We start from the raw sequence: 26,448 nt of genomic DNA on the forward strand, positions 1-26,448 counted from the left end.
GATGTAATTCGTAGGCCGGATAAGGCGTTAGCCGCCATCCGGCATCCCTGTTAGCGACGACGACCGGTTTTAACCGCCTTCAGCACCACGAATTTATTATTGGTGGCAATGGTTACGCAGTTGCCGAAAATCTTCTTCAGCTTGTGGAAGTAGTCGAGGTGACGGTTAGCCACAATGTACAGCTCACCGTTGATTTTCAGGCAGCGGCGGGCGTGGTGGAACATCTCCCAGGCAATGTTATCCGTCAGCGCGTGCTTTTGATGGAACGGAGGGTTGCACAGCACGGCGTTAAAGCGGAACGGTTCGACGCCAGACAGCGCGTTGTTGATCATAAACTCGCAGCGATCCAGCGCTTCAGGCATGTTACTTTCCACGTTCAAACGGCTTGAAGCCACCGCCATCGGCGATTCATCAACAAATACCACGCTGGCTTCCGGGTTCTTCGCCAGCAGCGTCATACCGATAACGCCATTACCGCAGCCGAGATCCACAATCTCCCCCTCGAGGTTTTCCGGCAGATGCTCGATAAAAAAGCGCGCGCCGATATCCAGCCCGGTACGGGAGAAGACGTTAGCGTGGTTATGGATAGTCCAGTCGGTACCTTCCAGCTTCCAGCTCAGCGTTTGCGAGGCTGCGGCCAGCTCAGGTTTGCTGAACGTACAGTTGATTAGACGCGCTTTTTTCCACGCCAGCGTCGTGGTGGTTGGACCCAGCACTTTTTCAAACAGTTCCAGCGTCGAGGTATGCACATCACGCGCTTTTGCCCCAGCGATGATGCGCGTTTGCGGCGTTACCACTTCGCGCAGCGCGCGCAGCTGCTGCTCCAGCAGCGCCATGGTTTTTGGCAGCTTTATCAGCACCACGCCCGGCGCCTGCGGATACTCCGCGGTGCTGTCGAGGAATTTGACGCTCGACTCGGCGATATCGTTGTGGCGCAGGTTCTCGCGTGTGGCAAGCTCGCTGAGATAGGAGTCGCCAATGCTGTACGGCGTATGTTCCGCCAGCGCACAGCCCAGCGCGCCGAAGGTATCATTCAGGATCAGCACCGGGCCGCTAATCTCGGTATCGTCCAGCTGTTGCAGCAGATATTCATCCGCCGCTTCCCACGCCAGCAGCGGGTTAACGTCGTCCGTTTCCGGGAAACGTTTAAGTGTCAGTGAACGGAAACCGTTGTCTGTGTGGCTCATCGGCCCTCCTGAATGGTAAAATTTCGGCGTATCCCTGAAAAGGGTGCGTGAGTATACAACATTTTGAATACACAAAATCATTCAAGTTGCATCAAGGCGGCAAGTGAGTGAATCCCCGGGAGCGTACATTTAGTACGTGACTGGGGTGCGCGAACGCAGCCAACACAGAGGCAGCTTGAAGGATGAAGTGGATGGGACATGAATGAACCAACTAACTTACCTCCAGGGCTATCCGGAACATTTGCTTTCTCAGGTGAGAACGCTGATAGCTGAACAGCGCCTGGGCGCAGTGCTGGAAAAACGCTATCCGGGCACCCACGATTTCGCCACCGACAAAGCGCTCTGGCAATATACGCAGGATCTGAAAAATCAGTTTCTGCGCAATGCCCCGCCGCTGAATAAAGTCATGTATGACAGCAAGATCCACGTTCTGAAGAATGCGCTGGGACTGCACACTGCCGTTTCTCGCGTGCAGGGCGGCAAACTCAAAGCTAAAGCGGAGATCCGCGTCGCCACCGTCTTTCGCAATGCCCCGGAACCCTTTTTGCGTATGATCGTCGTTCATGAACTGGCGCATCTGAAAGAAAAAGAGCACGACAAAGCGTTTTACCAGCTGTGCTGTCATATGGAACCTCAGTACCATCAACTGGAGTTCGATACCCGCCTGTGGTTAACGCAACAATCGTTAAAGCAAACTGCGTAGTCGCGCACTGGCTTTGTCTTCAGGGCATGCTAAATTGACGAAAGAATCCCTTTTCGCAGCCTGAAGGCCTTTATGATACGTTTTGCAGTAATTGGCACAAACTGGATCACTCGCCAGTTTGTCGATGCCGCCCATGAAACCGGCAAATATAAGTTAACCGCAGTTTATTCCCGTAGCCTTGAGCAGGCGCAGACCTTCGCCAACGATTACCCCGTCGAACATCTGTTTACTTCGCTGGAAGCGATGGCGCAAAGCGAGGCAATCGACGCTGTCTACATCGCCAGCCCAAACTCCCTGCACTTCCCGCAGACCGAGCTGTTTTTGCGGCATAAAAAGCATGTTATTTGCGAAAAGCCGCTGGCCTCAAACCTGGCGCAAGCCGAAGCCGCTATCGCCTGCTCGCGCGAAAATCAGGTTGTACTATTTGAAGCGTTTAAGACCGCCAGCCTACCTAACTTCCTGCTGTTGCAGCAATCGCTCCCCAAAGTTGGAAGAATCAGGAAAGCGTTTATCAATTACTGCCAGTACTCCTCGCGTTACCAGCGCTATCTGGACGGTGAAAATCCGAACACGTTTAATCCGGCATTCTCCAACGGCTCGATTATGGATATCGGTTTTTACTGCCTGGCCTCGGCGGTTGCGCTGTGGGGCGAGCCGCAGAGCGTTCAGGCCAGCGCCAGCCTGCTGGAAAGCGGCGTGGACGCTCACGGCGTGGTGGTGCTGAATTACGGTGATTTCAGCGTTACGCTCCAGCACTCAAAAGTAAGCGACTCGGTATTAGCCAGTGAAATTCAGGGCGAGTCGGGATCGTTGGTCATCGAGCATATCTCCGAGTGTCAGAAAGTGTGTTTCGTTCCTCGCGGGGGGAAAACGCAGGATCTGACGACGCCTCAACACATCAATACTATGCTGTATGAGGCAGAGGCTTTTGCTCATTTGGTTGAATCCGGCGAAGTGGATCACCCGGCACTGACCGTCAGTCGTATCACCGCCAAACTGCAAACGGAGATTCGCCGCCAGACCGGCGTGATTTTTCCGGCAGACGAAGCGGTAGCATCGCTGACTGCGTAAAGGTGTGTAAAACGAATGTTGCAGGCCATTGACTGAATGCATGGCCTGTAATATTTTGTAACCCGCAAAGGGGAGTAACTTCGTTGTCGGTTGATCGTCATTACGATGTGTGAAAAACCACATCCGGTCGCCGGGCGATAACAAAGGAATACGCCATCGTATTCCTTTGTTGTTGTAAGTGAGACCTTGCCGAATGGCAAGGTCTATGCATAAAAAGCAGCGGCTAATGCCATTCGGCGTTGGCCGTTTTTTTTATGCATGGGGAAATACAATGAATACTGTCGGCACACCGTTATTATGGGGTGGCTTCGCTGTCGTGGTGGTTATTATGCTGGCCATCGACCTGCTGTTACAGGGTCGTCGTGGCGCGCATACGATGTCGATGAAGCAGGCTGCGGCCTGGTCAATCGTCTGGGTAACGCTGTCGTTACTGTTTAACGCCGCCTTCTGGTGGTACCTGGCCCAAACCCAGGGCCGCGCCGTTGCCGACCCGCAGGCGCTGGCGTTCCTTACCGGCTATTTGATCGAAAAATCGCTGGCGGTAGATAACGTCTTTGTCTGGTTAATGCTGTTCAGCTACTTCTCCGTACCGCCTGCGTTGCAGCGTCGGGTGCTGGTGTATGGCGTGTTGGGCGCGATTGTTCTGCGTACGATCATGATCTTCGCCGGCAGTTGGCTTATCACCCAGTTTGAGTGGTTGTTGTACGTGTTCGGCGCATTCCTGTTGTTTACCGGCGTGAAGATGGCGCTGGCGAAAGAAGATGCCTCCGGTATTGGCGACAGACCGTTAGTACGCTGGCTGCGCGGCCATTTACGCATGACCGATACCATCGAAGATGAAAAATTCTTTGTGCGTAAAAACGGCCTGCTGTTTGTCACGCCGCTGATGCTGGTGTTGATTCTGGTTGAACTGAGCGACGTTATTTTTGCCGTCGACAGTATCCCGGCTATCTTTGCCGTCACCACCGACCCGTTCATCGTGTTGACCTCGAACCTGTTTGCTATTTTGGGTCTGCGCGCGATGTACTTCCTGCTGGCAGGCGTGGCGGAGCGTTTCTCCATGTTGAAGTACGGTTTGTCGGTCATTCTGGTGTTTATCGGTATTAAGATGCTGATCGTCGATTTCTACCATATCCCGATCGCTATCTCGTTAGGCGTGGTATTTGGCATTCTGTTTGTGACGCTGATTGTGAACGCGTGGGTCAACCACCAGCACGATAAAAAGCAGCAAATTCAGTAAGTTTCATCTGCTAGCTGAAAAGCCCGACAGCACACTGCGTGCGTCGGGCTTTTTGTTTATCATGTCAAAATAATGTTAATCAAAAGTTATAAAATATGATCTCAACGCGGAATCCAGGATATTTATCTTCCCGACCCCCGTTCTTTCCTTATACTCAGCCATGCAAACATTTGCCCCCCTGAAAGATGCGTCAACAGAACGCACAAAGGTAAGGCAACAACACAATCAAAGGATGACTACATGACTACGCAACGTTCATCGGGGCTATTCTCGCGTTTGGCGCAAGGGAGCCTGGTTAAACAAATTCTGATCGGTTTGGTACTGGGAATTTTACTGGCACTGGTGTCAAAACCAGCGGCAGAAGCCGTTGGTCTGCTGGGTACGCTGTTCGTCGGCGCATTAAAAGCTGTCGCGCCAATTCTGGTTTTGATGCTGGTGATGGCTTCTATCGCCAACCACCAGCACGGGCAAAAAACCAATATCCGCCCAATCCTGTTCCTCTATCTGCTCGGAACATTTTCCGCAGCGTTAGCAGCCGTTGTCTTCAGTTTCGCCTTCCCATCCACACTGCATCTTTCCAGCAGCGCCGGTGATATTGTGCCGCCGTCTGGTATCGTCGAAGTGATGCGCAGCCTGCTGATGAGCATGGTTTCTAACCCAATTGATGCCCTGCTTAACGCCAACTATATCGGTATTCTGGTATGGGCCGTCGGTTTGGGCTTTGCGCTGCGCCACGGCAATGAAACGACCAAAAACCTGGTTAATGATATGTCCAACGCCGTCACCTTTATGGTAAGGCTGGTGATTCGTTTCGCGCCGATCGGGATCTTCGGTCTGGTCTCTTCTACGCTGGCAACCACCGGTTTTGCCACGCTTTGGGGCTACGCTCAACTGCTGGCCGTGCTGGTAGGTTGTATGCTGCTGGTAGCGTTGGTAATCAACCCGCTGCTGGTATTCTGGAAAATTCGCCGTAACCCGTATCCGCTGGTGCTGGCTTGTCTGCGCGAAAGCGGCGTGTACGCTTTCTTTACCCGCAGTTCCGCGGCAAATATTCCGGTGAATATGGCGCTGTGTGAGAAGCTGAATCTGGATCGTGATACCTATTCGGTCTCTATCCCGTTGGGCGCCACCATCAATATGGCAGGCGCGGCGATCACCATTACCGTGCTGACGCTGGCGGCGGTGAATACGCTGGGTATTCCGGTCGATTTACCGACGGCGCTGTTACTGAGCGTGGTGGCTTCGCTGTGCGCCTGTGGCGCATCGGGCGTGGCGGGGGGTTCTCTGCTGCTGATCCCACTGGCGTGTAATATGTTCGGTATCCCGAACGACATCGCCATGCAGGTTGTTGCCGTTGGCTTTATCATCGGCGTATTGCAGGATTCCTGTGAAACGGCGCTGAACTCTTCGACAGACGTCCTGTTTACCGCTGCGGCCTGCCAGGCTGAAGACGAGCGTCTGGCAAATAACGCCCTGCGCGGCTAATCTCCGCTCCCCTCCGTCATCGGGCGGAGGGGTTCTCTTCTTGTACGCTTTTTTCTATTTTGAATGGATCAATGCCGCGTTTTTGCATCCGCCGGAAGCGAATAATGTTCAGGCCGTTCATCACCAGAAAGCTACCTTCGATCATCGTCCCGCCAATCGACCCTAACCAAAAATTATGGATAACCCAGCAGGCGGTTGCGCACCACATTACGCAGCGCACGGTTAACCCCTGGCAGCGAAACAGCGCCCAGGTGCTGGCCAGCGTGCCGATTATCGGCAACAGTTCCATCGCATGCTGTAATTTCGCCAGCCCGAGAACCAGGGTGAGGATAATAAAAACGGTCATTACCCACAGTTTGCGGGTATGCATCGAGACGAGTGTGCGGATGGTGTTAAGCTCGGCACTCATTCCTGCAGGCCAGGCGCCCATCAGGAAAAAATGCACGCCAATGGTGGCGCTATAGACGGCGAGTTGCAGCCGGAACCGGCGCTCATCGCGATTGAAAAAGGTGGTAATGCCGATCAGAAAGGCGATGACACCTACGCCCTGGGCCAGCCAATACGCGGTCATGCAAGCAACCCCAATTCTATCTCGTAGGCCGGATAAGGCGAGTTCGCCACCATCCGGCAACGGTTTGTGCCTGATGGCGCTGCGCTTATCAGGCCTACGTCTTTACAATTAAAGTGTTACGCCGCTTTTAAATATCGCTAACTCTCTAAAATCATTCCGCTCGTTGCAGGTTTGCTTGCCGTTGGCGAACTCAACGATCGTATCGACAAACTCGTTCAGCAACTGAGGCATCGCTTTGCCGTGGATCAGCTGTCCGGCGTCAAAATCGATCCAGTGCTTTTTCTTCGCTGCCAGTTCGCTGTTGGTGGCAATTTTCACCGTCGGCACAAAACCGCCGTACGGCGTACCGCGACCGGTACTGAACAGCACCATATGACATCCCGCGCCCGCGAGGGCACTGGTCGCGACAGCATCGTTGCCCGGCGCGCTCAGCAGGTTCAGGCCGTGCGTCTTCAGGCGTTCGCCATAGCGCAGTACGTCCACCACCTGGCTGGAGCCCGCTTTTTGCGTGCAGCCCAGAGATTTGTCTTCCAGCGTGGTGATACCGCCCGCTTTGTTGCCCGGGGATGGATTCTCGTAAATCGGTTGGTCGTGAGCAATAAAGTACTGCTTAAAGTCATTGACCATGGTAACCAGCTTGCCAAACGTTTCTTCGTCACGGCAGTGGTCCATCAGCAACTGCTCGGCGCCGAACATTTCCGGCACTTCGGTCAGCACGGTGGTACCGCCGTTGGCAATCACGTAGTCGGAAAAACGGCCCAGCATCGGGTTGGCGGTAATACCGGACAGGCCGTCAGAGCCGCCGCATTCCAGACCAAACTTCAGCTCGCCCAGTTTACCTGGCTCACGCTTGTCGTTACGCATCACGTTGTACAACTGATGAAGATGTTCAATCCCCGCTTCCACTTCGTCTTCCTGATGTTGGCAGACCATGAAGTGAACGCGCTCAGGATCGTACCCACCTAAGGTTTCACGGAAGGCATCAACCTGGTTGTTTTCACAACCAAGGCCCACCACCAGCACCGCACCCGCATTCGGATGACGCACCATGTTTTGCAGCATGGTGCGGGTGTTAATGTGGTCGTCGCCCAGTTGCGAACAGCCGTAGGTGTGACTGAAAAGATGTACGCCATCGATACCTTCGGCGTCGTTGGTCTCTTTCAGAAAACGGTTCTGCATCTGACGCGCCATGGCGTTGACGCAGCCTACCGTCGGTAGGATCCACAGTTCGTTACGTACCCCGACATCACCGTTCGCGCGGCGATAAATCTGTACATCGCGATCCGCCGGTTGGGCAACTTCCGCCTGAAAATCAGGGTGGTAGCTATACGTGTCCAGGTCGCTCAGATTCGTGCGCGTGTTGTGGGCATGAATATGCTCACCCGCCGCAACGTCCACCAGCGTATGGCCAATTGGCAAACCGTATTTAATGACGTTTTCGCCTTTTGCAATATCGCGCAAAGCGAATTTATGGCCACGAGAGACCGCCTGACGCAGGGTTACCGCCTGCCCATCAACGGTGACTTCGGTTCCTTCAGCCAAATCAGCGAGCGCTACCACGACGTTATCCAGCGCATGGATCTTGATGTATTGCATATCAATCCCGGACCTTAGAGCCTATTTCAGTAGGCGTATATTGTCGCAGCCCGTTTGGACACGGACAGCGCGCAAAAACCGGAGCGTACACGCAGTACGTGAGGATTTTGAGCACTGCCCAGGTTCAAACTGGCAAGTAAAATAGCCTAATGGATAGGCTCTTAGTTCAGTTCAATGGCGAAGTAATCACGCGCATTGTTAAAGCAAATATTTCTGACCATTTTGCCCAGCAACTGGATATCTGCCGGTGCTTCACCTGCAGCAACCCAACGGCCAATCATCTGGCACAGGATACGACGGAAGTATTCATGGCGCGTGTATGACAGGAAGCTACGGCTGTCGGTCAGCATGCCGACAAAACGGCTCAGCAGGCCAAGCTGGGCCAGTTGCGTCATCTGACGTTCCATCCCATCTTTCTGATCGTTGAACCACCAGCCGGAACCGAACTGCATTTTGCCCGGCATACCTTCGCCCTGGAAGTTGCCGATCATGGTGCCCAGCACTTCGTTATCGCGCGGGTTCAGGCAGTACAGAATGGTTTTCGGCAGCAGGTTCTGTTCGTTCTGCTTGCTCAGCAGTTTGGACAGCTCTTCGGCCATCGGACGGTCGTTGATGGAGTCAAAGCCAACATCCGCGCCCAGCAGTTTGAACTGACGCAGGTTGTTATTACGCAGCGCGCCGATGTGGTACTGCTGTACCCATTCGCGACGCGCGTATTCTGCGCCGAGGAACACCAGTACGGCAGTTTTAAACTGGGCAACTTCATGCTCGCTCAGGGTTTCACCCGCCAGGCGGCGCGCCAGAATACTATCCAGTTCAGATTCGTTAGATTCAGCAAACAGCACCACGTCCAGCGCGTGGTCAGAGACTTTACAGCCGTGAGCCGCGAAGTGATCCAGACGTTTGGTCAGCGCGGTCTGCAGGTCTGCGAAGCGACGAATGTCGGTGTCGGACACTTCGCCCAGCTTCGCCATATAGTCATTAAAGGTTGCCAGTTCGATGTTGAAAGCTTTATCCGGACGCCAGCTCGGCAGCACTTTCACATCAAAGCTTCCGTCTTTAGCAACGGCCGCGTGATGCTCCAGAGAGTCGATCGGATCATCGGTGGTACCAACCATTTTCACGTTCATCTGCTGCATGATGCCGCGCGCGGAGAATTTATCCTGCGCCAGCAGTTCGTTGCATTGGTTCCAGATTTCGTCGGCAGTCGCAGGAGACAGCAGCTTACCTGTAATACCAAACGGACGACGTAGTTCGAGGTGAGTCCAGTGGTACAGCGGGTTACCGATGGTGTGCGGTACGGTCGCGGCCCAGGCGTCAAACTTCTCACGATCGGACGCATCGCCGGTACACAGGCGCTCAGCGACGCCATTGGTGCGCATCGCACGCCACTTATAGTGGTCGCCCTTCAGCCAGATGTCATACAGGTTATTAAAACGGTAGTTTTCAGCGATTTGTTGCGGTGGTAAATGGCAGTGGTAATCGAAGATCGGCTGGTCTTTGGCGTAATCATGATACAGACGGCGGGCAAATTCGGTGTCCAGCAGGAAATCTTCAGTCATAAACGGGGTCATTATCGTCTTCCTCTCAGCGAGTGCGTCAGATTGCTTATGTTTTGATGTTGACAAAGTTATCACACCAATTTCCATACACTGAAGATATTTTCGTGAGTTAGATCAACAAATGGTGACAAAAAAATTACTCTCAAAGAGGTAAATTACGCGTCAAGCCGCGCCAGTACTGGCTTTGCTGAATCGAAATAATGACCACACGAAGATTCACACTTTTGTGATGGCACTCACCTTTTAAAGCTGTATGACAAGTTATCTTTTGGCCGTCGCGATACATAAGCCGACGGAATGCAAATTACCGATGTATCACCATCGGATTGACCGGTACGGAAACCGAATTAGCACAATTATTGACATGGCAAAGTTCGGGGAGTGCCGGCTTTTTTTTCGGTTACCCCCTCGTAAAAGAACATCCTCCTCCCTGAACTGGAAGATGACCGCTCGTTCGCGGAAATAACAAAACGATGAGGTTTTACATGCGTAAAATTAAAGGGTTACGTTGGTACATGATCGCACTGGTGACGCTTGGCACCGTGCTGGGTTACCTGACACGTAACACTGTGGCGGCAGCTGCGCCAACTCTGATGGAAGAGTTACACATCTCCACTCAACAGTATTCCTATATCATCGCAGCGTATTCTGCTGCTTACACCGTAATGCAACCCGTTGCCGGCTATGTGCTCGATGTGCTCGGCACTAAAATTGGTTACGCGATGTTCGCCGTTCTGTGGGCCGTCTTCTGCGGCGCGACCGCATTGGCTGGCAGCTGGGGTGGACTGGCGCTGGCGCGTGGCGCGGTAGGTGCCGCTGAAGCCGCGATGATCCCCGCAGGTCTGAAAGCCAGCTCCGAATGGTTCCCGGCTAAAGAGCGTTCAATTGCCGTAGGTTACTTTAACGTGGGTTCTTCTATCGGCGCGATGATTGCTCCGCCGCTGGTCGTCTGGGCTATCGTCATGCACAGCTGGCAGATGGCATTCATTATTTCCGGTGCGCTGAGCTTCATTTGGGCGATGTCCTGGCTGGTGTTCTACAAACACCCACGCGACCAGAAAAAACTGTCTGATGAAGAACGTGATTACATTCTGAATGGTCAGGAATCACAGCATAAAAACAGTACCGCGAAGAAAATGTCCCTCGGTCAGATCCTGCGTAACCGTCAGTTCTGGGGTATCGCGCTGCCGCGTTTCCTGGCAGAGCCGGCCTGGGGTACTTTCAACGCCTGGATCCCGCTGTTCATGTTTAAAGTCTACGGCTTTAACCTGAAAGAAATTGCGATGTTTGCCTGGATGCCAATGCTGTTTGCTGACCTGGGTTGTATCGTAGGGGGTTATTTACCGCCGCTGTTCCAGCGCTGGTTCGGGGTTAACCTGATCGTTTCGCGTAAAATGGTCGTCACCATGGGCGCATTGCTGATGATTGGCCCAGGGATGATCGGCCTGTTCACCAGTCCGTACATTGCTATCGCCCTGCTGTGCGTCGGCGGCTTTGCTCACCAGGCGCTGTCTGGTGCCCTGATTACGCTCTCTTCTGACGTATTTGGTCGTAATGAAGTGGCAACCGCAAACGGTCTGACCGGTATGTCCGCCTGGCTTGCAAGTACGCTGTTTGCACTGGTCGTTGGCGCGCTGGCTGACACCATCGGCTTTAGCCCGCTGTTCGCCGTACTGGCGGTATTCGACCTACTCGGCGCGTTAGTCATCTGGACGGTATTGCAGAACAAATCGGCCAGCGAGGTAGATTCGGGTTCACAAACCGGCGATCCCGCGACGCAAAATTAACCCGATGTTATTCATCAAGGGTATATAATGTGAAGCCGCCAGTTATCTGGCGGCTTTTTTGTCGCCGCGAGTGGAGCCGTATTCGCAAAAGTGGTATAACAAATATAGTCTGCCGTATCATGCCTGGAGCGCATATGGAAATCACCGAACCACGACGTTTGTACCAACAACTTGCCGCTGATCTGAAAGAACGCATTGAGCAGGGCGTCTACCTGGTGGGTGATAAACTCCCCGCCGAGCGCTTTATCGCCGATGAAAAAAATGTCAGCCGCACCGTGGTTCGTGAAGCGATCATCATGCTCGAGGTTGAGGGCTACGTTGAAGTGCGTAAAGGATCGGGGATCCACGTCATTTCGAACCAACCTAAACATTATGTCGCGCCAGATGAAAATCTGGAGTTCGCCAGCTACGGTCCTTTTGAGCTGCTCCAGGCTCGCCAGTTGATTGAGAGCAACATTGCCGAGTTTGCCGCCACTCAGGTGACCAAACAGGACATCATGAAGCTGATGGAAATTCAGGAGAAGTCGCGTAACGAAAAAAGCTTTCGTGACTCCGAGTGGGATCTCCAGTTCCATGTGCAGGTCGCGCTGGCAACGCAGAACTCCGCTCTGGCCGCGATTGTTGAAAAAATGTGGACTCAACGTATTCACAACCCCTACTGGAAGAAACTACACGACCACATCGACCTGCGTACGGTAGATAACTGGTGTGACGACCATGACCAGATCCTGCGGGCGCTGATTCGCAAAGATCCCCATGCCGCCAAACTGGCAATGTGGCAGCACCTTGAGAACACCAAACAGATGCTGTTTAACGAAACCAGCGATGATTTTGAGTTCAATGCTGACCGTTATCTTTTTACTGAAAATCCCGTTGTTCATCTCGATACGGCGGCTAACGGCGCAAAATAAACAATCTAAGCGATGCAGGCGCGACAAAGCGCCTGTTTCTGACGCTTGGTAAGCGTTAGGTATAAAGTGTCAGCCTGTGTAAATCCTCTCGCCTCCCTCCATTGCGATAAGCAAAATCACAGTTCAACAACCGTAATTTCTATAACGGACAACGTTGACCTTTGTTACAATTAGTTGTTATTTGAATTTTTGTGTTTGAGAGCTTGCTTACTTCACAACTTTACAGGGAATAGTTCAGGCCGTGAATTTGTGTCAGACCGCGATCCATGTAAAAAACACCAATTAAATTGCGGCGTTACAAACTCCAGAAAACCGGCATGACGACAACCGATTCTCCAGGAATATTGAATGGAACTACTGACTCAATTACTGAATGCTTTATGGGCTCAGGATTTTGAAACGCTGGCCAATCCTTCCATGATTGGCATGCTCTATTTCGTACTATTTACCATTTTGTTTCTGGAAAACGGACTGCTGCCAGCAGCCTTTTTACCTGGCGACAGTCTTCTGGTACTGGTCGGCGTACTTATCGCCAAAGGCGCGATGGGTTTCCCGCAAACAGTACTGCTGCTTACCACCGCAGCCAGCCTCGGTTGCTGGCTCAGCTATATCCAGGGGCGATGGCTGGGAAATACCCGCACCGTACAAAACTGGCTGTCCCATCTGCCAGCGCATTATCATCAGCGTGCGCATCATCTGTTCCATAAGCATGGCTTGTCTGCGCTGCTGGTCGGTCGCTTTATCGCGTTTGTCAGAACACTACTGCCGACCATCGCAGGATTGTCCGGCCTGAACAATGCGCGCTTTCAGTTCTTTAACTGGATGAGCGGACTGCTTTGGGTTCTGATTCTCACAACGCTTGGCTATCTGCTGGGCAAAACGCCAGTGTTTCTCAAATATGAAGATCAGCTGATGTCTTGCCTGATGCTGCTTCCCGTGGTGTTACTGGTGTTTGGTCTGGCAGGTTCACTGGTTGTGCTTTGGAAAAAGAAATACGGGAACCGAGGGTAAATTATGCTGAAATCACGCATAACGCTCCGACGACTTGCCTGGACCACTACCTTTATGCTTTTTATTGGCGCGCTGCTCCTGACCTGGTCGGTCATCCGCCAGCAGGAGTCAACGCTTGCCATTCGTGCAGTAAATCAGGGAGCCACCATGCCTGATGGCTTCTCTATCTGGCATCACCTGGACGCCAACGGTATTCGCTTTAAAAGCATTACTCCGCAAAATGACGCGCTGCTAATCACCTTTGATTCCAGCGCGCAGAGCGCAGCCGCAAAGGTCGTGCTGGACCGAACGTTACCGCATGGTTTCGTTATTGCCCAGCAGGATGATGATAATCAGGCGGTACAGTGGTTATCCCGCTTACGTGATACCCCGCATCGTTTTGGTTAATCTCCAGGATTCTGAATTAGATCACTCACTTTGGTGATTTCATCATTTAACGCCTATGATTAATAAACTGGGTTTATGACTCAACGCTTTATTACTCTGGAGCATCGGCCTTAGCCACCAGGTCGAATCACAATGGAAGGTTCAAGAATGAAATACCGCATCGCTTTAGCAATTAGTCTTTTCGCTCTCAGTGCCGGCAGTTACGCCTCCACCCTCTGTCAGGAAAAAGAACAGGATATTCAGCGGGAGATTAGCTATGCCGAAAAGCACAACAATCAAAACCGCATCAATGGCCTGAACAAAGCACTCAGCGAAGTTAGGGCTAACTGTACTGACAGCAAACTGCGCGCCGACCATCAGAAAAAAATTGCTGAGCAGAAAGACGAGATAGCCGAGCGTCAACGTGATTTGGCCGAGGCGAAGCAAAAAGGCGATGCGGATAAGATAGCAAAGCGCGAGCACAAGCTTGCTGAAGCTCAGAAAGAGCTGAAAGAACTCGAGACCCGCGATTACTAAGTACGGTAACTAGCCACTCAACTGGAGAAAACTATGTCGAAAGATAATGCTACGGAAAACCTGCGCGCTGAGCTGAAATCTCTTGCGGATACGCTTGAAGAAGTACTTAGCTCCTCTGGCGATAAGTCGAAGGAAGAGATGAGTAAAATTCGCAGCAAAGCCGAACACGCTTTGCGCGAGAGCCGCCATCGCCTGAGCGAAACCAGCGATGTGATTGCCAAACAGACCCGTGAGGCAGCGGCTAAAGCCGATAACTACGTGCGCGAAAACCCATGGACAGGCGTCGGCATTGGCGCTGCAGTCGGTGTGGTGCTTGGTGTACTGCTGTCGCGCCGTTAACAATGGCAGATTCTCAACACGCACAAGGTCCAGGCAAAGGCGTACTGGGTATTGGACAGCGGATCCTGACGATTCTCGTTGAGATCGTAGAGACGCGGCTGCGGCTGGCCGTCGTTGAGCTGGAAGAGGAAAAATCCAATCTCATCCAGATCCTGCTGATGCTTGGGCTTACCATGCTGTTTGCGGCGTTTGGACTGATGAGCCTGATGGTGCTTATCATCTGGGCTATAGATCCACAATATCGTCTGAACGCCATGATTGCCACCACCGTTGTGCTGTTGCTTTTAGCGCTTATCGGCGGGCTATGGACGCTGCGTAAGGCACGTAAAACAACGCTGCTGCGCCATACGCGCAATGAGCTCGCTAACGACAGGCGTGCCCTGGAGGATGATGCATAATGAGCAGTAAAGTCGAACGTCAACAACGTAAGGCGCAACTGCTTGGACAGATCCAGCAGCAACGGCTGGATCTGTCTGCCACTCGCCGCGACTGGCTGGAAGCCACCGAAGTTTACGATCGTGGCTGGAAAACGCTGTTGAACCTGCGTGGCTGGGTGTTAGTCGGGAGCAGCATTATGGCGGTTCGCACCATTCGTAACCCAAATCTGCTGGTACGCTGGGCCAAACGCGGTTTTAGCGTCTGGAGCATCTGGCGTCTGGTTAAATCCACCATCAGACAGCAGCAGCTGCGTGGCTAAAACCCCTCTTTCCCCCTAACCTCAAAATTTTTGAAAAATATTGACAGTTTTCCTTGCTAACAATTGTCACTAAGCACGTTTATGATTCTCTCCATCGACAGCAACGACGCGCTCTGAAGCGCCGATGCACAAAAAAACACAATAAGCCGCCTGAGTGGTTTCCTGGAGAGTATGATGAAGAAATTAGAAGATGTTGGTGTACTGGTAGCGCGCATTCTGATGCCAATCCTGTTTATTTCCGCAGGTTGGGGAAAAATCACCGGATATGCGGGTACCCAACAGTACATGGAAGCCATGGGCGTACCAGGATTTATGCTACCGCTGGTGATTCTGCTTGAGTTTGGCGGCGGTCTGGCAATTCTGTTCGGTTTCCTGACCCGTACGACCGCACTGTTCACCGCAGGCTTCACGCTGCTGACGGCGTTCCTCTTCCACAGCAACTTTGCGGAAGGTGTGAACTCTCTGATGTTCATGAAAAACCTGACTATCGCAGGCGGTTTCCTGCTGCTGGCTATCACCGGTCCGGGCGCCTTCAGCATCGACCGTGTACTGAATAAAAAGTGGTAAGCAAACTATACTGAACACATCAAAAAGCGAGGAGATATCTCCTCGCTTTTGCTATCTGAGGAGGCGAAAATCATGGGACAACTGATTGACGGCGTCTGGCATGACACCTGGTACGATACCAAATCAACCGGGGGAAAATTTCAACGTTCTGCATCGGCTTTCCGTAACTGGCTCACCGCGGATGGCGCGCCTGGCCCAACCGGTGAGGCTGGCTTTGCTGCCGAAAAAGATCGCTATCATCTGTACGTTTCGCTGGCCTGTCCGTGGGCGCATCGCACGCTGATTTTGCGAAAACTTAAAGGGCTGGAACCGTTCATTTCCGTTTCCGTAGTACATCCGTTGATGCTGGAAAACGGCTGGACCTTTGACGATAACTTCCCGGCGGCAACCGGTGATACCCTGTATCAGCACGACTTTCTTTATCAGCTCTATTTACACGCCGATCCTCACTACAGCGGACGGGTGACCGTTCCGGTGCTGTGGGATAAAAAGAACCACACCATTGTCAGCAATGAATCTGCAGAAATCATCCGCATGTTTAATACTGCGTTTGATGCGCTGGGCGCGAAAGCCGGGGATTACTATCCACCAGCCTTGCAAAGCAAAATCGATGAGCTGAACGGCTGGATTTATGACAACGTCAATAACGGCGTGTATAAAGCCGGATTTGCCACCAGTCAGGAAGCCTACGACGACGCAGTGGAAAAAGTCTTCCAATCGCTGGCGAGACTGGAACAAATCCTTGGACAACATCGCTACCTGACCGGCAACCAGTTAACCGAGGCCGATATTCGCCTGTGGACCACGCTGGTGCGTTTTGATCCCGTGTATGTAACCCACTTCAAATGCGACAAACACCGGATTAGCGACTATCTGAACCTTTACGGTTTCCTGCGCGATATCTACCAGATGCCAGGTATTGCGGAAACCGTCAATTTCGATCACATCCGCAATCACTACTTCCGTAGCCACAAAACCATTAACCCGACTGGTATTATTTCTGTTGGGCCGTGGCAGGATCTAAGCGAACCTCATGGGCGTGACGAGCGTTTCGCATGATTTACACTGGCCCTCATCTGGGGGCCAAATAATTAATACCACAAATATTTACCATCATTTCATTCACGGCTATTCTTAATTTGATTGCTTTAAAAACAAGTAATTGAATGCAGAACGAGGCAAAAATGGATTGGTATTTAAACGTATTAAAGAACTACTTTGGTTTTGGTGGCCGCGCGCGTCGTAAAGAATACTGGATGTTTGTGTTGGTCAACATCATATTCACGTTCGTGCTGGGTATTCTGGACAGAATGCTTGGCTGGGAGCGCGCCGGGGGAGAAGGTATATTAACGACGATTTATGGGGTTCTGGTATTTATCCCCTGGTGGGCAGTGCAGTTCCGGCGTTTGCATGACACCGATCGTTCAGCCTGGTGGCTGCTGGTGCTGCTGATCCCGATCGTAGGCTGGTTGGTGATCATCATTTTCAACTGTCAAAACGGGACTCAGGGGAGTAACCGCTTTGGGCCCGATCCCAAACAGTTATCCTGACGTAGCATATGTAGATGCCTGATGGTGCTACGCTTATCAGGCCTACAACATACTCCGTCTTCCAGGCCGGATAAGGTGCTTAGCACCACATCCGGCGTAACAGTCCAGCTATTTACCTGCAAACAGCTTGGGGATTTCTCGCAGACACCAGGATTTCGCCTCGCCCATGCTGTCCCGACGCCAGGCCATAATAATATCAATTTCGCTTGTCGATTCCGGGCTAACTACCCGCAGCCGACCAGCCGCAATATCCTCTTCCACCAGCGGGTACGGCATCGTCGCCACGCCAAGACCGGCCAACAGCGCCTGGCGTTTATCTTCTATCGTACTCACCGTAAGACGCGGCTGTTTATCCAGCAGTTGGACGGTCAGCACCGGACGTTCACGGGCGGTATCCGCCACCGCGATCCCGCGGTATTTCACGCGGGTGACTTCCGATAACGGTTCCGGCTCCTGATGGATGGGATGCTCCGGGGCCGCTACATAGACGTTCATCAGCGAGTACAGCTTACGCGAGTTGATTTCTGAGGATGAGCGGAAATGCATATCCGGCGCAATCACGATATCCGCCCGCCCCTGCTCCAGACGCTCCCACGCCCCGGCCAGAACTTCGGTAATAACGGAAAGCTGGGTATTGGCCTTCCCGGCAAGCCTGTCAATCAACGGGAAAAATGCCGCCGTCGGCACCAGCGCTTCGGTGACGATGGTCAGATGCGTTTCCCAACCGCGAGCCAATGCTTCGGCATCGGTGGTCAGTTTATCCGCAGCTTCCAGCAGTACACGCCCACGCTCCAGCAGCATACGCCCGACGTTGGTGAATTTTGTGCGATGACCTGAACGGTCAAACAGCACCACGTCCAGCTCCTCCTCCAGCTTCTGCATGGTATAGCTGAGCGCAGAAGGAACACGCCCCAGTTCGTCCGCCGCTGCGGCAAAGCTGCCGCGTCGGTCTATTGCGTCCATGACGCGTAACGCTTCAAGCGTTAAAGCCCTTTCTTTGGCCATCTCGTTCTCATTCAGGAAATTTGAACATACCGGGCAGAATATCTGGCTAACAATGCAGCGTCTAGCCATTTAACATAAAAGGAAGTAAAGAGAGGTCAAGAACTATGATTACTACCCGTACAGCCAAACAATGCGGGCAAGCAGACTACGGCTGGCTGCAGGCCCGTTATACCTTCTCCTTTGGACACTATTTTGATCCTAAACTGCTGGGTTATGCCTCGCTGCGTGTTCTGAACCAGGAAGTTCTGGCACCGGGGGCCTCTTTCCAGCCACGGACCTATCCGAAGGTGGATATCGTCAATCTGATCCTCGAAGGGGAAGCGGAGTACCGCGACAGCGAAGGCAACCATATTCAGGCCAAAGCGGGAGAAGTTTTACTGCTCGCGACACAGCCAGGAATCAGCTACAGCGAACACAATATCAGCAAAGATAAACCATTAACCAGAATGCAGCTCTGGCTGGACGCCTGTCCGCAGCGCGAAAACGCCTGCGTACAGAAAGCCACGTTGAGCGCCGGTAAGCATCAGCTGTTGGCCTCGCCAGACGGTGAGCAAGGCAGCCTGCATCTGCGCCAACAGGTTTGGGTGCACCACGTTGAACTGCAACAGGGTGAATCGCTGAGTTTTCAGTTACATGGGCCGCGAGCTTACTTACAGTCGATTCACGGCAGATTCCATGCGGTAACATCTGGCGCCGAAAAAGAAGCGCTCACCTGCGGCGATGGCGCATTTATTCGTGACGAAACTAACATAACGTTAGTCGCTGATACCCCGCTGCGCGCTTTGCTGATAGATTTGCCCGTATAGTCAGGGAAAACAACGGAGTACGACTATTGAGCAAGAAATCATCAAAAAAACGCCAGCCGCAGACTGAGCCTAAAAAGCAGGAAACGGTTACCTTCGGTTATGAAGAAATGCTGACGGAGCTGGAAGCGATTGTGGCCGATGCCGAGCTACGGCTGGAAGACGAAGAAGCCGCCTGAAAAGGCGGCTCAGGCTGATGCCGGGTAGCGGCTGCGCCTTACCCGGCCTACAGATTAATGCGCTTTACTGGCCATGATCTCAATGATCTGCTTGTCGGTTTCCTGCATAGAACGACACGCCAGCGCGCACAGGTTACTGATAGATTGCTCCACGTTATGCGCCACAATCCCTTCATTGCCGGTTACAGCGGTATCATCCAGCGCCATCAGCACCGCTTTCCACGCCGCAGATGCACTGGTTGAGACTTTCATCGCACAGCTGTTCGAAGCGCCATCACAAATCATCCCGCTTACGTCGCCAATCATGCTGCTGATCGCCATCGCGATAGTGTTGTAGCGACCATCAACGATCCATGCCATCCCCGCCGCGGCGCCCATCGCCGCCGTGGTTGCCGCACACAGTGCAGACAAACGCGGGAGCTGATGATGGATGTAGATAGCACTCAGGTGAGACAACATCAGCGCACGCGCCAGTTTCTCTTCATCCGCGCCAAAGTGCTCGGCCACCACCATGACCGGAACGGTGGCGGTAATCCCCTGATTACCGGAGCCGGAGTTGCTCATGGCCGGCAGCGTTGCCCCGCCCATTCGCGCATCCGATGCCGCGCTGGTACGGATCAGAATAGAGGTGGAGAGATCGTTAGCCAGCAGGCCACGCGCACATTGCTTCTCAAGCGTGGTTCCGATGTGCAAGCCCCAGTTACCGCGCAGCCCTTCCTGAGACAGTGCACCGTTCAGTTTTGCCGCATCGAGAATGAAGCGGATTGACTCAAACGGTACCGCGTTCACGAACGCCAGAATCTCTTCCAACGACGTGTGAGACAGTACCGCCAGCGGTGACTCCTGCTCCTCTTCCTCAGCGTTCTGTTCTGTGGTGAACACCACGCCTTTATTGGTCTCGATGCGCACAATGTTGGTATGACCGCCCACAATCGTTACGCACGCCCATCCTTCAGCGCCGTAAACCTTCGCGCGGGAAAAGAGGATGTCCTCGCAAGGCTCCTGCAGCATCACAGCAACCTTCCCTGCGGTCAGCATCGCTTTCGCATCGGCGATCGCTTGTGGCGACGCGTCTTTCAGTACCTCTAAACCGGCGTGGGCATTTCCACCCAGCGCACCCAGCGCTGCCGCGACAGGCAACCCGACCATTCCGGTACCCGGCACGGTAACGCCCATGCCGTTTTTCATCAGGTTCGGTGAGACCCACGCATCAATGCGTTCAACCGCGCCGCCCAGCTCAGCGGCTGCGACCGCTGCCGCCAGAGCCAGAGAGATAGGTTCCGTACAACCCAGCGCAGGCTTAACTTCTTCCTGCACCGCGCGGATAAAACTATCCCATAATGGATTCAATGTAGTCTCAAACATAACAACAACCTTTGCTCAGATATCTCAGGAAAATGCCAGGAACGGAGAAATGCACAGCAGCAGGCCCGTGATAATAATCAGATACAGGGAAGCGCCTTTGTATTTGTGCAGTGCAGGAACTTTGTAGACCAGCCAGGCCGGGATCAGACAACCCACCATGCCGAAAATAGGGCTACAAATAGAGGTGAAGCTCAGTACCGGCGCATTGAGCACAATTGCGCTCCACGCCAACAGGATGGCGAAAACCATAATGCCGCGCTGAACCAGGGTCTCATTGATTTTCTCTGCTGGCATGTAGCGGCGCAGCACGTTCATCACGATCCCTTGAGTCGCTTCACGGAAACCTAAGTAGACGCCGAAGAAAGCGGTCATAACGGCGAAAATGTTCAGAATAACGCTGACGATTTTCACCCAGCCAGCACCCGCACCGTTGATAAACTGCGCAGCAATCGCCAGAGCTGAAATGTTCTGCTCGTAGGCTTTAACCGCTTCGTCATGGCCCATCGCCAGCGTGAAGGAAACGGCGTAGAAAAAGACGGTAACAAACAGGATACCGAACGCAATGTTCATAGCACGCAGGGCTTTATGGCGCGCCACTTCAATGGATTTATTGCGAGAACGGTATGAGATAACCATCGGGCTTAAGGTCTGAATAAACAGAATCGAGGTCAGCGTGAACGGCAGCGTGATGATCGCGTTTTTGATCAGTAACGCCATCGGCGGCAGTGAACCTGCGTTATGCAAATGCCACATCCCCACCATTGATACGCCAAGCGCAGCAACCACCAGTAGCTTGGTCAGTACCATGCCGGTGGAGATTTTAAACAGCATTTGTTCACCGCGTGACGAGAGGGCAACCAGGATGCAAATCAGCACCAGGCCATAAAACGGGCTGTCGGACAGCAAACCTTCAGTCACACCAAACGTGTGCAGATAAGAGGCGCTGTCATTGGTAATGGCGGTGGAATAAACAAACATCCAGATAACCAGCATCACAAAATACAACGCACCTAACAGGATGCCCCAGTTCTTACCCAGATAGCCGCTGATTACGCTCGGATAGTCTTTACACTCTGGGGACTCAGCCAGTGTATTAATAAACAGCCGCTGGAACAGATACATGGCTGGGTAGCCGATGATAGAGGAGAGCAAGAACACCCACAGCCCCATCAGCCCTACCTGGACAGGAAGAAAAACAATCCCCGCGCCAATTGCCATACCGATACTCATAATGACCCAGCCGGTGTCCGTGCTGTCGAATTTAATGGCTTCGCGCCATTCACTTTCGGTCATTCCCGCCCGGCGAGCCGGAGCAGACGCGTCGAGTATTACGCTGTTATTTGTTGTTGTTTCCATAATTTCCCGCTCAATGTGTAGGTAGAGGTTTTTATATTTTTTCGTACTGCCTCAATGCGATACGCAGTACTAAGGTGCAGGCGAGCTATTGGAGTAATGAGGAAATCATACGCGCAGGGTCAGAGAAAAACTTCACAAACAAACCCCTGTAATTTCTAAAAGTTAAGAAATATTTTCTCTTTTAAACTCACATAAAGAATTTAATTTCTAATTTTGAAGCCGATCACAACAAAAAAGGTGCACTAAAGTGCACCTTTTTATTCTGCTATGTTGATTAATTCATTCATGGCCGGATGGCGGCGCTTGCGCCTTATCCGGCCTACAAACGCGCGCAAACCGTAGGCCTGAAAGCTGGGCGCCATCAGGCCCGGCTTTTAACCTCAGGTACAAACCACTTTAATCGCCAGGCCACCGCGCGACGTTTCACGGTATTTGTCGTTCATATCTTTGCCTGTTTCATACATGGTCTCGATCACCTTATCGAGCGACACGCGTGGCTCTGACGTCCGACGTAGCGCCATGCGTGCGGCGTTGACGGCTTTTACCGCGTTGATCGCATTACGCTCAATGCACGGTATTTGCACCTGTCCGGCTACCGGGTCGCAGGTCAGCCCCAGGTTATGCTCCATGGCGATTTCAGCCGCAATACAAACCTGTGACGGGCTACCGCCAAGCAACTCGGTCAGCCCGGCTGCCGCCATTGAACAGGCCACGCCAATCTCACCCTGACAGCCCACCTCAGCACCAGAAATAGAGGCGTTCATCTTATACAGCGCGCCTATCGCCCCCGCGGCCAGCAAATAACGAGCAATGGAGTTCGCATTCACCGGACGACGGAACTTGTCGTAATAGGCCAGGACAGCAGGGATAATCCCACATGCGCCGTTGGTCGGTGCCGTGACAACCCGGCAACCGGCGGCGTTTTCTTCGCTCACGGCCAGCGCGAACATGTTGATCCAGTCAATCACGTTCATCGGGTCGCTGGACAGATTATCACTGGAAACCAGCAACCGACGTAATGCCACGGCGCGACGCGGAACGTTAAGCGGGCCCGGCAGGACGCCTTCGGTGTTCATACCGCGCTCGATCCCGGCGTGCATGACGTCCCAGATGGCGGCAAAGCCAGCATCGATTTCTTCTTTGCTGCGCATCGCCAGTTCGTTTTGCATCATCAAGCCGGAAACAGACAGCCCGTTGCGCTCACACAGTTTCAGCAATTCGCTGGCGGAATGAAAATTGTAGGGCACGTGTGCTTCAACATCATGCGCCTGACCAAATTGCTCCTCTTCAACGATAAAACCACCGCCGACGGAGTAATAGGTTTTACTTAGCAGCGTCTCGGTGCCGTTCCACGCGGTAATACGCATGCCATTTTCATGGCGCGGCAGCGTTTCGCTATGAAAGAGAATATTTTTATCTGGAGTGAAATCGACAACATGCGTGCCCTCTGCAACCGGTAAACGTCCGGTACGGGCCACTTCCTGAATAAAGCCAGCGATTGAATCTATATTAACGTTTTGCGGACTGTTTCCGGCCAGTCCCATTATGATGGCGACATCTGTCGCATGACCTTTTCCGGTCAGGGAGAGCGATCCATAAAGATCGACCACAATATGCGTGGTTTTGGGAAGTTCTCCGCTGCTGACCAACAGATCGATAAAGCTTTTACCTGCGTTCATTGGCCCCACGGTATGGGAGCTGGAAGGTCCAATGCCAATCTTAAAAATATCGAATGCGCTAATCATATCCACACCCTCGGATTGCCGTTCAGTGAAGACCAGGTTTCACACTCATTAAGGATCGGGGCGATCCTGCGATCGCCCCGCAAGGGATTACAGCGTGTCGCCACGTACGGCGATGGCTTCAATCTCGAGCTTCACATCCTTGGGTAAGCGGGCGACCTGTACGCAGCTGCGCGTAGGGTAAATTGCCTTATGCTCATCAAAGAACTGCTGGTACACCTGGTTAATGGTGGCGAAATCGTTCAGGTCGGATACGAAAACGGTCGTCTTCACGATATCGCTCACTTTCAAACCTGCGGACTCGACGATCGCTTTCACGTTTTCCAGGCTTTGACGCGCCTGATCGGCCACGTTTTCTGCCACTTCACCGGTCTGTGGACATACCGGGATTTGACCTGACGTCAACACCATACTGCCCAGATCCACACCCTGTACGTAAGGCCCGATGGCCCCTGGCGCACATTCGGTTGCAATAACTTTTCTCATAGTCCCTCCGGCGTCAGAGCGCCTGGGTGAAAGTACGTGAAATAACATCCTGCTGCTGTTCGCGGGTCAGCGCGTTGAAGCGCACCGCATAGCCAGACACGCGGATCGTCAGGTTCGGATAGTTTTCCGGGTGCTCAATGGCATCCATCAACATTTCACGGTTCATAACGTTAACGTTCAGATGCTGCCCACCTTCCACATGCGCTTCATGGTGGAAGTAACCGTCCAGCAGACCGACCAGGTTGGTTTTACGCACCCCATCCTCTTTGCCCAGTGCAGCCGGCACAATGGAGAAGGTGTATGAGATACCGTCTTTGGCATAGGTAAACGGCAGTTTGGCGACCGACGTTAACGACGCCACCGCACCTTTACGATCGCGGCCGTGCATCGGGTTAGCCCCTGGCGCAAACGGCGTACCAGCGCGACGTCCGTCCGGCGTGTTACCGGTTTTCTGTCCGTACACCACGTTGGAGGTGATGGTCAGAATAGACTGCGTTGGCACCGCGTTACGGTAGGTTGGCAACACCTTAATTTTCTTCATAAAGCGTTCGACCAGGTCGCAGGCAATACTGTCTACGCGCTCGTCGTTGTTGCCGTATTGCGGATAGTCGCCTTCGATTTCGAAATCAACGGCCAGACCATTTTCATCGCGAATCGGTTTCACGCGAGCATATTTGATAGCCGACAGAGAATCCGCCGCCACGGACAGACCAGCCATACCGCAGGCCATCGTGCGATAGACATCACGATCGTGCAGCGCCATCAGCGAAGCTTCGTAGCTGTACTTGTCGTGCATGTAGTGGATGATGTTCAGCGCGCTGATGTACTGCACGGCCAGCCAGTCCATAAAGTGGTCCAGGCTCTCCATCACCGTGTCGTAGTCCAGCACGTCATCCATCAGCGGCGCCGTTTTCGGGCCGACCTGGATTTTCAGTTTCTCATCCACGCCGCCGTTGATTGCGTACAGCAACGTTTTGGCGAGGTTTGCACGCGCACCGAAGAACTGCATTTGTTTGCCGATAACCATCGGGCTGACGCAGCAGGCAATGGCATAGTCATCGCTGTCAAAGTCGGCGCGCATCAAATCGTCGTTCTCATACTGCAAAGATGAAGTGATGATAGACACCTGGGCGGCGTACTTTTTGAAGGCAATCGGTAGCTGCTCAGACCACAGTACAGTCAGGTTCGGCTCAGGCGCCGGGCCCATGGTGTGCAGCGTATGCAGGTAACGGAACGAGTTTTTCGTCACCAGCGTGCGGCCATCCAGCCCCATGCCGCCGATAACTTCGGTCGCCCAGATAGGGTCGCCTGAGAACAACGTGTCGAATTCCGGCGTACGCAGGAAGCGCACCATACGGATCTTCATAATGAAGTGGTCGATCAGCTCCTGCGCCTGCTGCTCGTTTAAGATACCCGCTTTGAAATCGCGCTCAATGTAGATGTCGAGGAACGATGCGGTACGGCCCAGCGACATAGCGCCGCCGTTCTGCGATTTCACCGCAGCCAGGTAAGCAAAGTACACCCACTGCACCGCTTCCTGCGCATTACGCGCCGGACGGGAGATATCGCAGCCGTATTTCGCCGCCATTTCCTGCATTTGCAGCAGAGCACGGCGGTGCTCAGACAGTTCTTCGCGCAGACGAATCGTGGCTTCAAGATTCTGGCCCCACTCCAGGTTAGACTGGAGATCGGCAAACTGCAGTTCACGCTCGCGCACCAGGTAGCGGATACCGTACAGCGCGACGCGGCGATAATCACCGATGATACGACCACGACCGTAACCATCCGGCAGGCCGGTCAGCACGCCGGATTTACGGCAGCGCAGCATATCCGGAGAGTAGGCGTCGAATACGCCCTGGTTATGGGTTTTACGCAGTTCAGTAAACTGGTATTCAAAATCAGCATCCATCTCACGACCATAAGCATCAAAAGAGCTTTTGATCATGTTGATGCCGCCAAACGGATGCAGAGCACGCTTGAGCGGCTTATCCGTTTGCAAACCGACGATTTTTTCCAGTTCTTGTTCAATATAACCCGCATCATGAGCGGTTATCGTGGTGGCAATATTGGTATCGAAATCAACCGGCGCGTGCGTCGAGTTTTCAATACGGATGCCCGCCATGACTTTTTCCCACAACGCAGTGGTCGCAGGCGTAGCTTCGGCGAGGAAAGATTCATCCCCTTCATAAGGCGTATAGTTGTGCTGAATAAAATCACGGACATTAATTTCTTCTTTCCAGTCCGTACCTTTAAAGCCATTCCAGGCTTCGGCATACAGCATATCGCTGGTATCGATATTTACCTTCATGAAAAATAATCTCTCTGCTGAAAA

The 26,448-nt window shown here is 52.9% G+C and carries 27 protein-coding genes; 17 read left to right on the top strand and 10 right to left on the bottom strand.

Annotated features, from left to right (window positions below; all coding sequences use genetic code 11):
- Positions 1 to 50: 50 nt before the first annotated feature.
- A complete protein-coding gene (rlmG, locus tag OGV94_RS05180; RefSeq protein ID WP_043017732.1) occupies positions 51 to 1,187 on the bottom strand; it encodes a 23S rRNA (guanine(1835)-N(2))-methyltransferase RlmG in 1,137 nt (378 codons plus the stop codon).
- A gap of 202 nt (positions 1,188 to 1,389) precedes the next feature.
- On the opposite strand from rlmG, the gene OGV94_RS05185 reads away from it, so the two are divergent.
- The 4 genes from OGV94_RS05185 to sstT all read left to right on the top strand — a co-directional run bounded on the left by OGV94_RS05185 (position 1,390) and on the right by sstT (position 5,686).
- Positions 1,390 to 1,890, top strand: coding sequence for a M48 metallopeptidase family protein (locus tag OGV94_RS05185; RefSeq protein ID WP_016154609.1), 501 nt, complete (start codon positions 1,390 to 1,392; stop codon positions 1,888 to 1,890).
- A 72-nt stretch (positions 1,891 to 1,962) separates the two neighbouring features.
- On the top strand, positions 1,963 to 2,961 hold the full coding sequence (locus tag OGV94_RS05190; protein WP_043017733.1) for a Gfo/Idh/MocA family protein: 999 nt from the start codon (positions 1,963 to 1,965) through the stop codon (positions 2,959 to 2,961).
- A gap of 271 nt (positions 2,962 to 3,232) precedes the next feature.
- Positions 3,233 to 4,201 carry a TerC family protein gene (locus OGV94_RS05195; RefSeq protein ID WP_043018010.1) on the top strand — a complete coding sequence of 323 codons (969 nt, stop codon included), beginning with the start codon at positions 3,233 to 3,235 and terminating at the stop codon, positions 4,199 to 4,201.
- 240 nt (positions 4,202 to 4,441) lie between these two features.
- Positions 4,442 to 5,686, top strand: a complete 1,245-nt coding sequence (sstT, locus tag OGV94_RS05200; protein ID WP_043017734.1) for a serine/threonine transporter SstT — start codon at positions 4,442 to 4,444, stop codon at positions 5,684 to 5,686.
- A gap of 16 nt (positions 5,687 to 5,702) precedes the next feature.
- Here the strand turns inward: sstT and OGV94_RS05205 are convergent, their stop codons facing one another.
- The 3 genes from OGV94_RS05205 to uxaC form a co-directional block, all read right to left on the bottom strand.
- Positions 5,703 to 6,257, bottom strand: coding sequence for a YgjV family protein (locus OGV94_RS05205; RefSeq protein ID WP_043017735.1), 555 nt, complete (start codon positions 6,255 to 6,257; stop codon positions 5,703 to 5,705).
- A gap of 108 nt (positions 6,258 to 6,365) precedes the next feature.
- Positions 6,366 to 7,853: a UxaA family hydrolase gene (locus OGV94_RS05210; RefSeq protein ID WP_286522782.1), complete on the bottom strand. Its 1,488-nt coding sequence runs from the start codon at positions 7,851 to 7,853 to the stop codon at positions 6,366 to 6,368.
- 161 nt (positions 7,854 to 8,014) lie between these two features.
- Entirely contained in the window at positions 8,015 to 9,427 is a 1,413-nt protein-coding gene (gene uxaC, locus OGV94_RS05215; protein WP_286522784.1) for a glucuronate isomerase, read from the bottom strand.
- A gap of 473 nt (positions 9,428 to 9,900) precedes the next feature.
- On the opposite strand from uxaC, the gene OGV94_RS05220 reads away from it, so the two are divergent.
- From OGV94_RS05220 to OGV94_RS05270, 11 genes are all read left to right on the top strand, one after another.
- Complete coding sequence (locus OGV94_RS05220) at positions 9,901 to 11,202, top strand: MFS transporter (RefSeq protein WP_043017738.1); 1,302 nt, start codon at positions 9,901 to 9,903, stop codon at positions 11,200 to 11,202.
- 134 nt (positions 11,203 to 11,336) lie between these two features.
- Positions 11,337 to 12,113 carry a transcriptional regulator ExuR gene (gene exuR / locus OGV94_RS05225; RefSeq protein ID WP_006687952.1) on the top strand — a complete coding sequence of 259 codons (777 nt, stop codon included), beginning with the start codon at positions 11,337 to 11,339 and terminating at the stop codon, positions 12,111 to 12,113.
- Positions 12,114 to 12,461: 348 nt separating this feature from the next.
- On the top strand, positions 12,462 to 13,124 hold the full coding sequence (yqjA, locus tag OGV94_RS05230; RefSeq protein ID WP_003024820.1) for a DedA family general envelope maintenance protein YqjA: 663 nt from the start codon (positions 12,462 to 12,464) through the stop codon (positions 13,122 to 13,124).
- Between the two features lie 18 nt (positions 13,125 to 13,142).
- Positions 13,143 to 13,511 carry an EnvZ/OmpR regulon moderator MzrA gene (gene mzrA, locus OGV94_RS05235; RefSeq protein WP_029139667.1) on the top strand — a complete coding sequence of 123 codons (369 nt, stop codon included), beginning with the start codon at positions 13,143 to 13,145 and terminating at the stop codon, positions 13,509 to 13,511.
- 147 nt (positions 13,512 to 13,658) lie between these two features.
- On the top strand, positions 13,659 to 14,027 hold the full coding sequence (locus OGV94_RS05240) for a DUF1090 domain-containing protein (protein ID WP_043017740.1): 369 nt from the start codon (positions 13,659 to 13,661) through the stop codon (positions 14,025 to 14,027).
- Positions 14,028 to 14,060: 33 nt separating this feature from the next.
- Complete coding sequence (locus OGV94_RS05245) at positions 14,061 to 14,366, top strand: ElaB/YgaM/YqjD family protein (RefSeq protein WP_003024832.1); 306 nt, start codon at positions 14,061 to 14,063, stop codon at positions 14,364 to 14,366.
- A gap of 2 nt (positions 14,367 to 14,368) precedes the next feature.
- Positions 14,369 to 14,764: a phage holin family protein gene (locus OGV94_RS05250; protein WP_043017741.1), complete on the top strand. Its 396-nt coding sequence runs from the start codon at positions 14,369 to 14,371 to the stop codon at positions 14,762 to 14,764.
- Positions 14,764 to 15,063, top strand: a complete 300-nt coding sequence (locus OGV94_RS05255; RefSeq protein WP_003024845.1) for a YqjK-like family protein — start codon at positions 14,764 to 14,766, stop codon at positions 15,061 to 15,063. The genes OGV94_RS05250 and OGV94_RS05255 overlap by 1 nt, the downstream gene beginning before the upstream one ends.
- A gap of 174 nt (positions 15,064 to 15,237) precedes the next feature.
- Positions 15,238 to 15,630, top strand: a complete 393-nt coding sequence (locus OGV94_RS05260) for a DoxX family protein (RefSeq protein WP_047408436.1) — start codon at positions 15,238 to 15,240, stop codon at positions 15,628 to 15,630.
- Between the two features lie 72 nt (positions 15,631 to 15,702).
- Positions 15,703 to 16,689, top strand: coding sequence for a glutathionyl-hydroquinone reductase YqjG (gene yqjG / locus OGV94_RS05265; RefSeq protein WP_043017743.1), 987 nt, complete (start codon positions 15,703 to 15,705; stop codon positions 16,687 to 16,689).
- A gap of 125 nt (positions 16,690 to 16,814) precedes the next feature.
- A complete protein-coding gene (locus tag OGV94_RS05270; RefSeq protein ID WP_043017744.1) occupies positions 16,815 to 17,180 on the top strand; it encodes a DUF805 domain-containing protein in 366 nt (121 codons plus the stop codon).
- 108 nt (positions 17,181 to 17,288) lie between these two features.
- Here OGV94_RS05270 and yhaJ read toward each other — a convergent pair whose 3' ends face one another.
- Positions 17,289 to 18,185 (bottom strand): DNA-binding transcriptional regulator YhaJ, encoded by an 897-nt coding sequence (gene yhaJ, locus OGV94_RS05275; RefSeq protein WP_043017745.1) that lies wholly within the window; start codon positions 18,183 to 18,185, stop codon positions 17,289 to 17,291.
- 104 nt (positions 18,186 to 18,289) lie between these two features.
- On the opposite strand from yhaJ, the gene OGV94_RS05280 reads away from it, so the two are divergent.
- Complete coding sequence (locus OGV94_RS05280; RefSeq protein ID WP_043017746.1) at positions 18,290 to 18,991, top strand: pirin family protein; 702 nt, start codon at positions 18,290 to 18,292, stop codon at positions 18,989 to 18,991.
- 26 nt (positions 18,992 to 19,017) lie between these two features.
- Positions 19,018 to 19,167 (top strand): protein YhaL, encoded by a 150-nt coding sequence (locus OGV94_RS05285; RefSeq protein WP_087052412.1) that lies wholly within the window; start codon positions 19,018 to 19,020, stop codon positions 19,165 to 19,167.
- Positions 19,168 to 19,221: 54 nt separating this feature from the next.
- On the opposite strand, the gene OGV94_RS05290 is transcribed toward OGV94_RS05285, so the two are convergent.
- The 5 genes from OGV94_RS05290 to pflB all read right to left on the bottom strand — a co-directional run bounded on the left by OGV94_RS05290 (position 19,222) and on the right by pflB (position 26,424).
- Positions 19,222 to 20,532 carry an L-cysteine desulfidase family protein gene (locus OGV94_RS05290; RefSeq protein ID WP_047408433.1) on the bottom strand — a complete coding sequence of 437 codons (1,311 nt, stop codon included), beginning with the start codon at positions 20,530 to 20,532 and terminating at the stop codon, positions 19,222 to 19,224.
- A gap of 24 nt (positions 20,533 to 20,556) precedes the next feature.
- Positions 20,557 to 21,888, bottom strand: a complete 1,332-nt coding sequence (locus OGV94_RS05295) for an SLC5/6 family protein (protein ID WP_181634276.1) — start codon at positions 21,886 to 21,888, stop codon at positions 20,557 to 20,559.
- Between the two features lie 380 nt (positions 21,889 to 22,268).
- The gene (gene tdcG, locus OGV94_RS05300) at positions 22,269 to 23,633 is read right to left on the bottom strand and encodes an L-serine ammonia-lyase (RefSeq protein WP_080626060.1); all 1,365 of its coding nucleotides are present in this window, start codon (positions 23,631 to 23,633) and stop codon (positions 22,269 to 22,271) included.
- A gap of 87 nt (positions 23,634 to 23,720) precedes the next feature.
- A complete protein-coding gene (locus tag OGV94_RS05305; protein ID WP_003828585.1) occupies positions 23,721 to 24,116 on the bottom strand; it encodes an enamine/imine deaminase in 396 nt (131 codons plus the stop codon).
- Positions 24,117 to 24,129: 13 nt separating this feature from the next.
- Positions 24,130 to 26,424, bottom strand: coding sequence for a formate C-acetyltransferase (pflB, locus tag OGV94_RS05310; RefSeq protein ID WP_043017750.1), 2,295 nt, complete (start codon positions 26,422 to 26,424; stop codon positions 24,130 to 24,132).
- Positions 26,425 to 26,448: the final 24 nt, after the last annotated feature.

Source organism: Citrobacter sp. Ce006 (assembly GCF_030336535.1).
GTDB classification, from domain to species: domain Bacteria; phylum Pseudomonadota; class Gammaproteobacteria; order Enterobacterales; family Enterobacteriaceae; genus Citrobacter; species Citrobacter europaeus.

Excerpts from the sequence above, each read along its gene's own strand:
- OGV94_RS05295 (WP_181634276.1), bottom strand. The coding sequence starts at position 21,888 with ATGGAAACAACAACAAATAACAGCGTAATACTCGACGCGTCTGCTCCG.
- tdcG (WP_080626060.1), bottom strand. The coding sequence starts at position 23,633 with ATGATTAGCGCATTCGATATTTTTAAGATTGGCATTGGACCTTCCAGC.
- sstT (WP_043017734.1), top strand. The coding sequence starts at position 4,442 with ATGACTACGCAACGTTCATCGGGGCTATTCTCGCGTTTGGCGCAAGGG.
- OGV94_RS05255 (WP_003024845.1), top strand. The coding sequence starts at position 14,764 with ATGAGCAGTAAAGTCGAACGTCAACAACGTAAGGCGCAACTGCTTGGA.
- yqjA (WP_003024820.1), top strand. The coding sequence starts at position 12,462 with ATGGAACTACTGACTCAATTACTGAATGCTTTATGGGCTCAGGATTTT.
- yqjG (WP_043017743.1), top strand. The coding sequence starts at position 15,703 with ATGGGACAACTGATTGACGGCGTCTGGCATGACACCTGGTACGATACC.
- OGV94_RS05250 (WP_043017741.1), top strand. The coding sequence starts at position 14,369 with ATGGCAGATTCTCAACACGCACAAGGTCCAGGCAAAGGCGTACTGGGT.
- OGV94_RS05210 (WP_286522782.1), bottom strand. The coding sequence starts at position 7,853 with ATGCAATACATCAAGATCCATGCGCTGGATAACGTCGTGGTAGCGCTC.
- OGV94_RS05205 (WP_043017735.1), bottom strand. The coding sequence starts at position 6,257 with ATGACCGCGTATTGGCTGGCCCAGGGCGTAGGTGTCATCGCCTTTCTG.
- OGV94_RS05260 (WP_047408436.1), top strand. The coding sequence starts at position 15,238 with ATGAAGAAATTAGAAGATGTTGGTGTACTGGTAGCGCGCATTCTGATG.
- OGV94_RS05190 (WP_043017733.1), top strand. The coding sequence starts at position 1,963 with ATGATACGTTTTGCAGTAATTGGCACAAACTGGATCACTCGCCAGTTT.
- yhaJ (WP_043017745.1), bottom strand. The coding sequence starts at position 18,185 with ATGGCCAAAGAAAGGGCTTTAACGCTTGAAGCGTTACGCGTCATGGAC.
- uxaC (WP_286522784.1), bottom strand. The coding sequence starts at position 9,427 with ATGACCCCGTTTATGACTGAAGATTTCCTGCTGGACACCGAATTTGCC.
- OGV94_RS05305 (WP_003828585.1), bottom strand. The coding sequence starts at position 24,116 with ATGAGAAAAGTTATTGCAACCGAATGTGCGCCAGGGGCCATCGGGCCT.
- OGV94_RS05220 (WP_043017738.1), top strand. The coding sequence starts at position 9,901 with ATGCGTAAAATTAAAGGGTTACGTTGGTACATGATCGCACTGGTGACG.
- OGV94_RS05280 (WP_043017746.1), top strand. The coding sequence starts at position 18,290 with ATGATTACTACCCGTACAGCCAAACAATGCGGGCAAGCAGACTACGGC.
- rlmG (WP_043017732.1), bottom strand. The coding sequence starts at position 1,187 with ATGAGCCACACAGACAACGGTTTCCGTTCACTGACACTTAAACGTTTC.
- pflB (WP_043017750.1), bottom strand. The coding sequence starts at position 26,424 with ATGAAGGTAAATATCGATACCAGCGATATGCTGTATGCCGAAGCCTGG.
- OGV94_RS05240 (WP_043017740.1), top strand. The coding sequence starts at position 13,659 with ATGAAATACCGCATCGCTTTAGCAATTAGTCTTTTCGCTCTCAGTGCC.
- OGV94_RS05270 (WP_043017744.1), top strand. The coding sequence starts at position 16,815 with ATGGATTGGTATTTAAACGTATTAAAGAACTACTTTGGTTTTGGTGGC.
- OGV94_RS05195 (WP_043018010.1), top strand. The coding sequence starts at position 3,233 with ATGAATACTGTCGGCACACCGTTATTATGGGGTGGCTTCGCTGTCGTG.
- OGV94_RS05185 (WP_016154609.1), top strand. The coding sequence starts at position 1,390 with ATGAACCAACTAACTTACCTCCAGGGCTATCCGGAACATTTGCTTTCT.
- OGV94_RS05290 (WP_047408433.1), bottom strand. The coding sequence starts at position 20,532 with ATGTTTGAGACTACATTGAATCCATTATGGGATAGTTTTATCCGCGCG.
- exuR (WP_006687952.1), top strand. The coding sequence starts at position 11,337 with ATGGAAATCACCGAACCACGACGTTTGTACCAACAACTTGCCGCTGAT.
- OGV94_RS05245 (WP_003024832.1), top strand. The coding sequence starts at position 14,061 with ATGTCGAAAGATAATGCTACGGAAAACCTGCGCGCTGAGCTGAAATCT.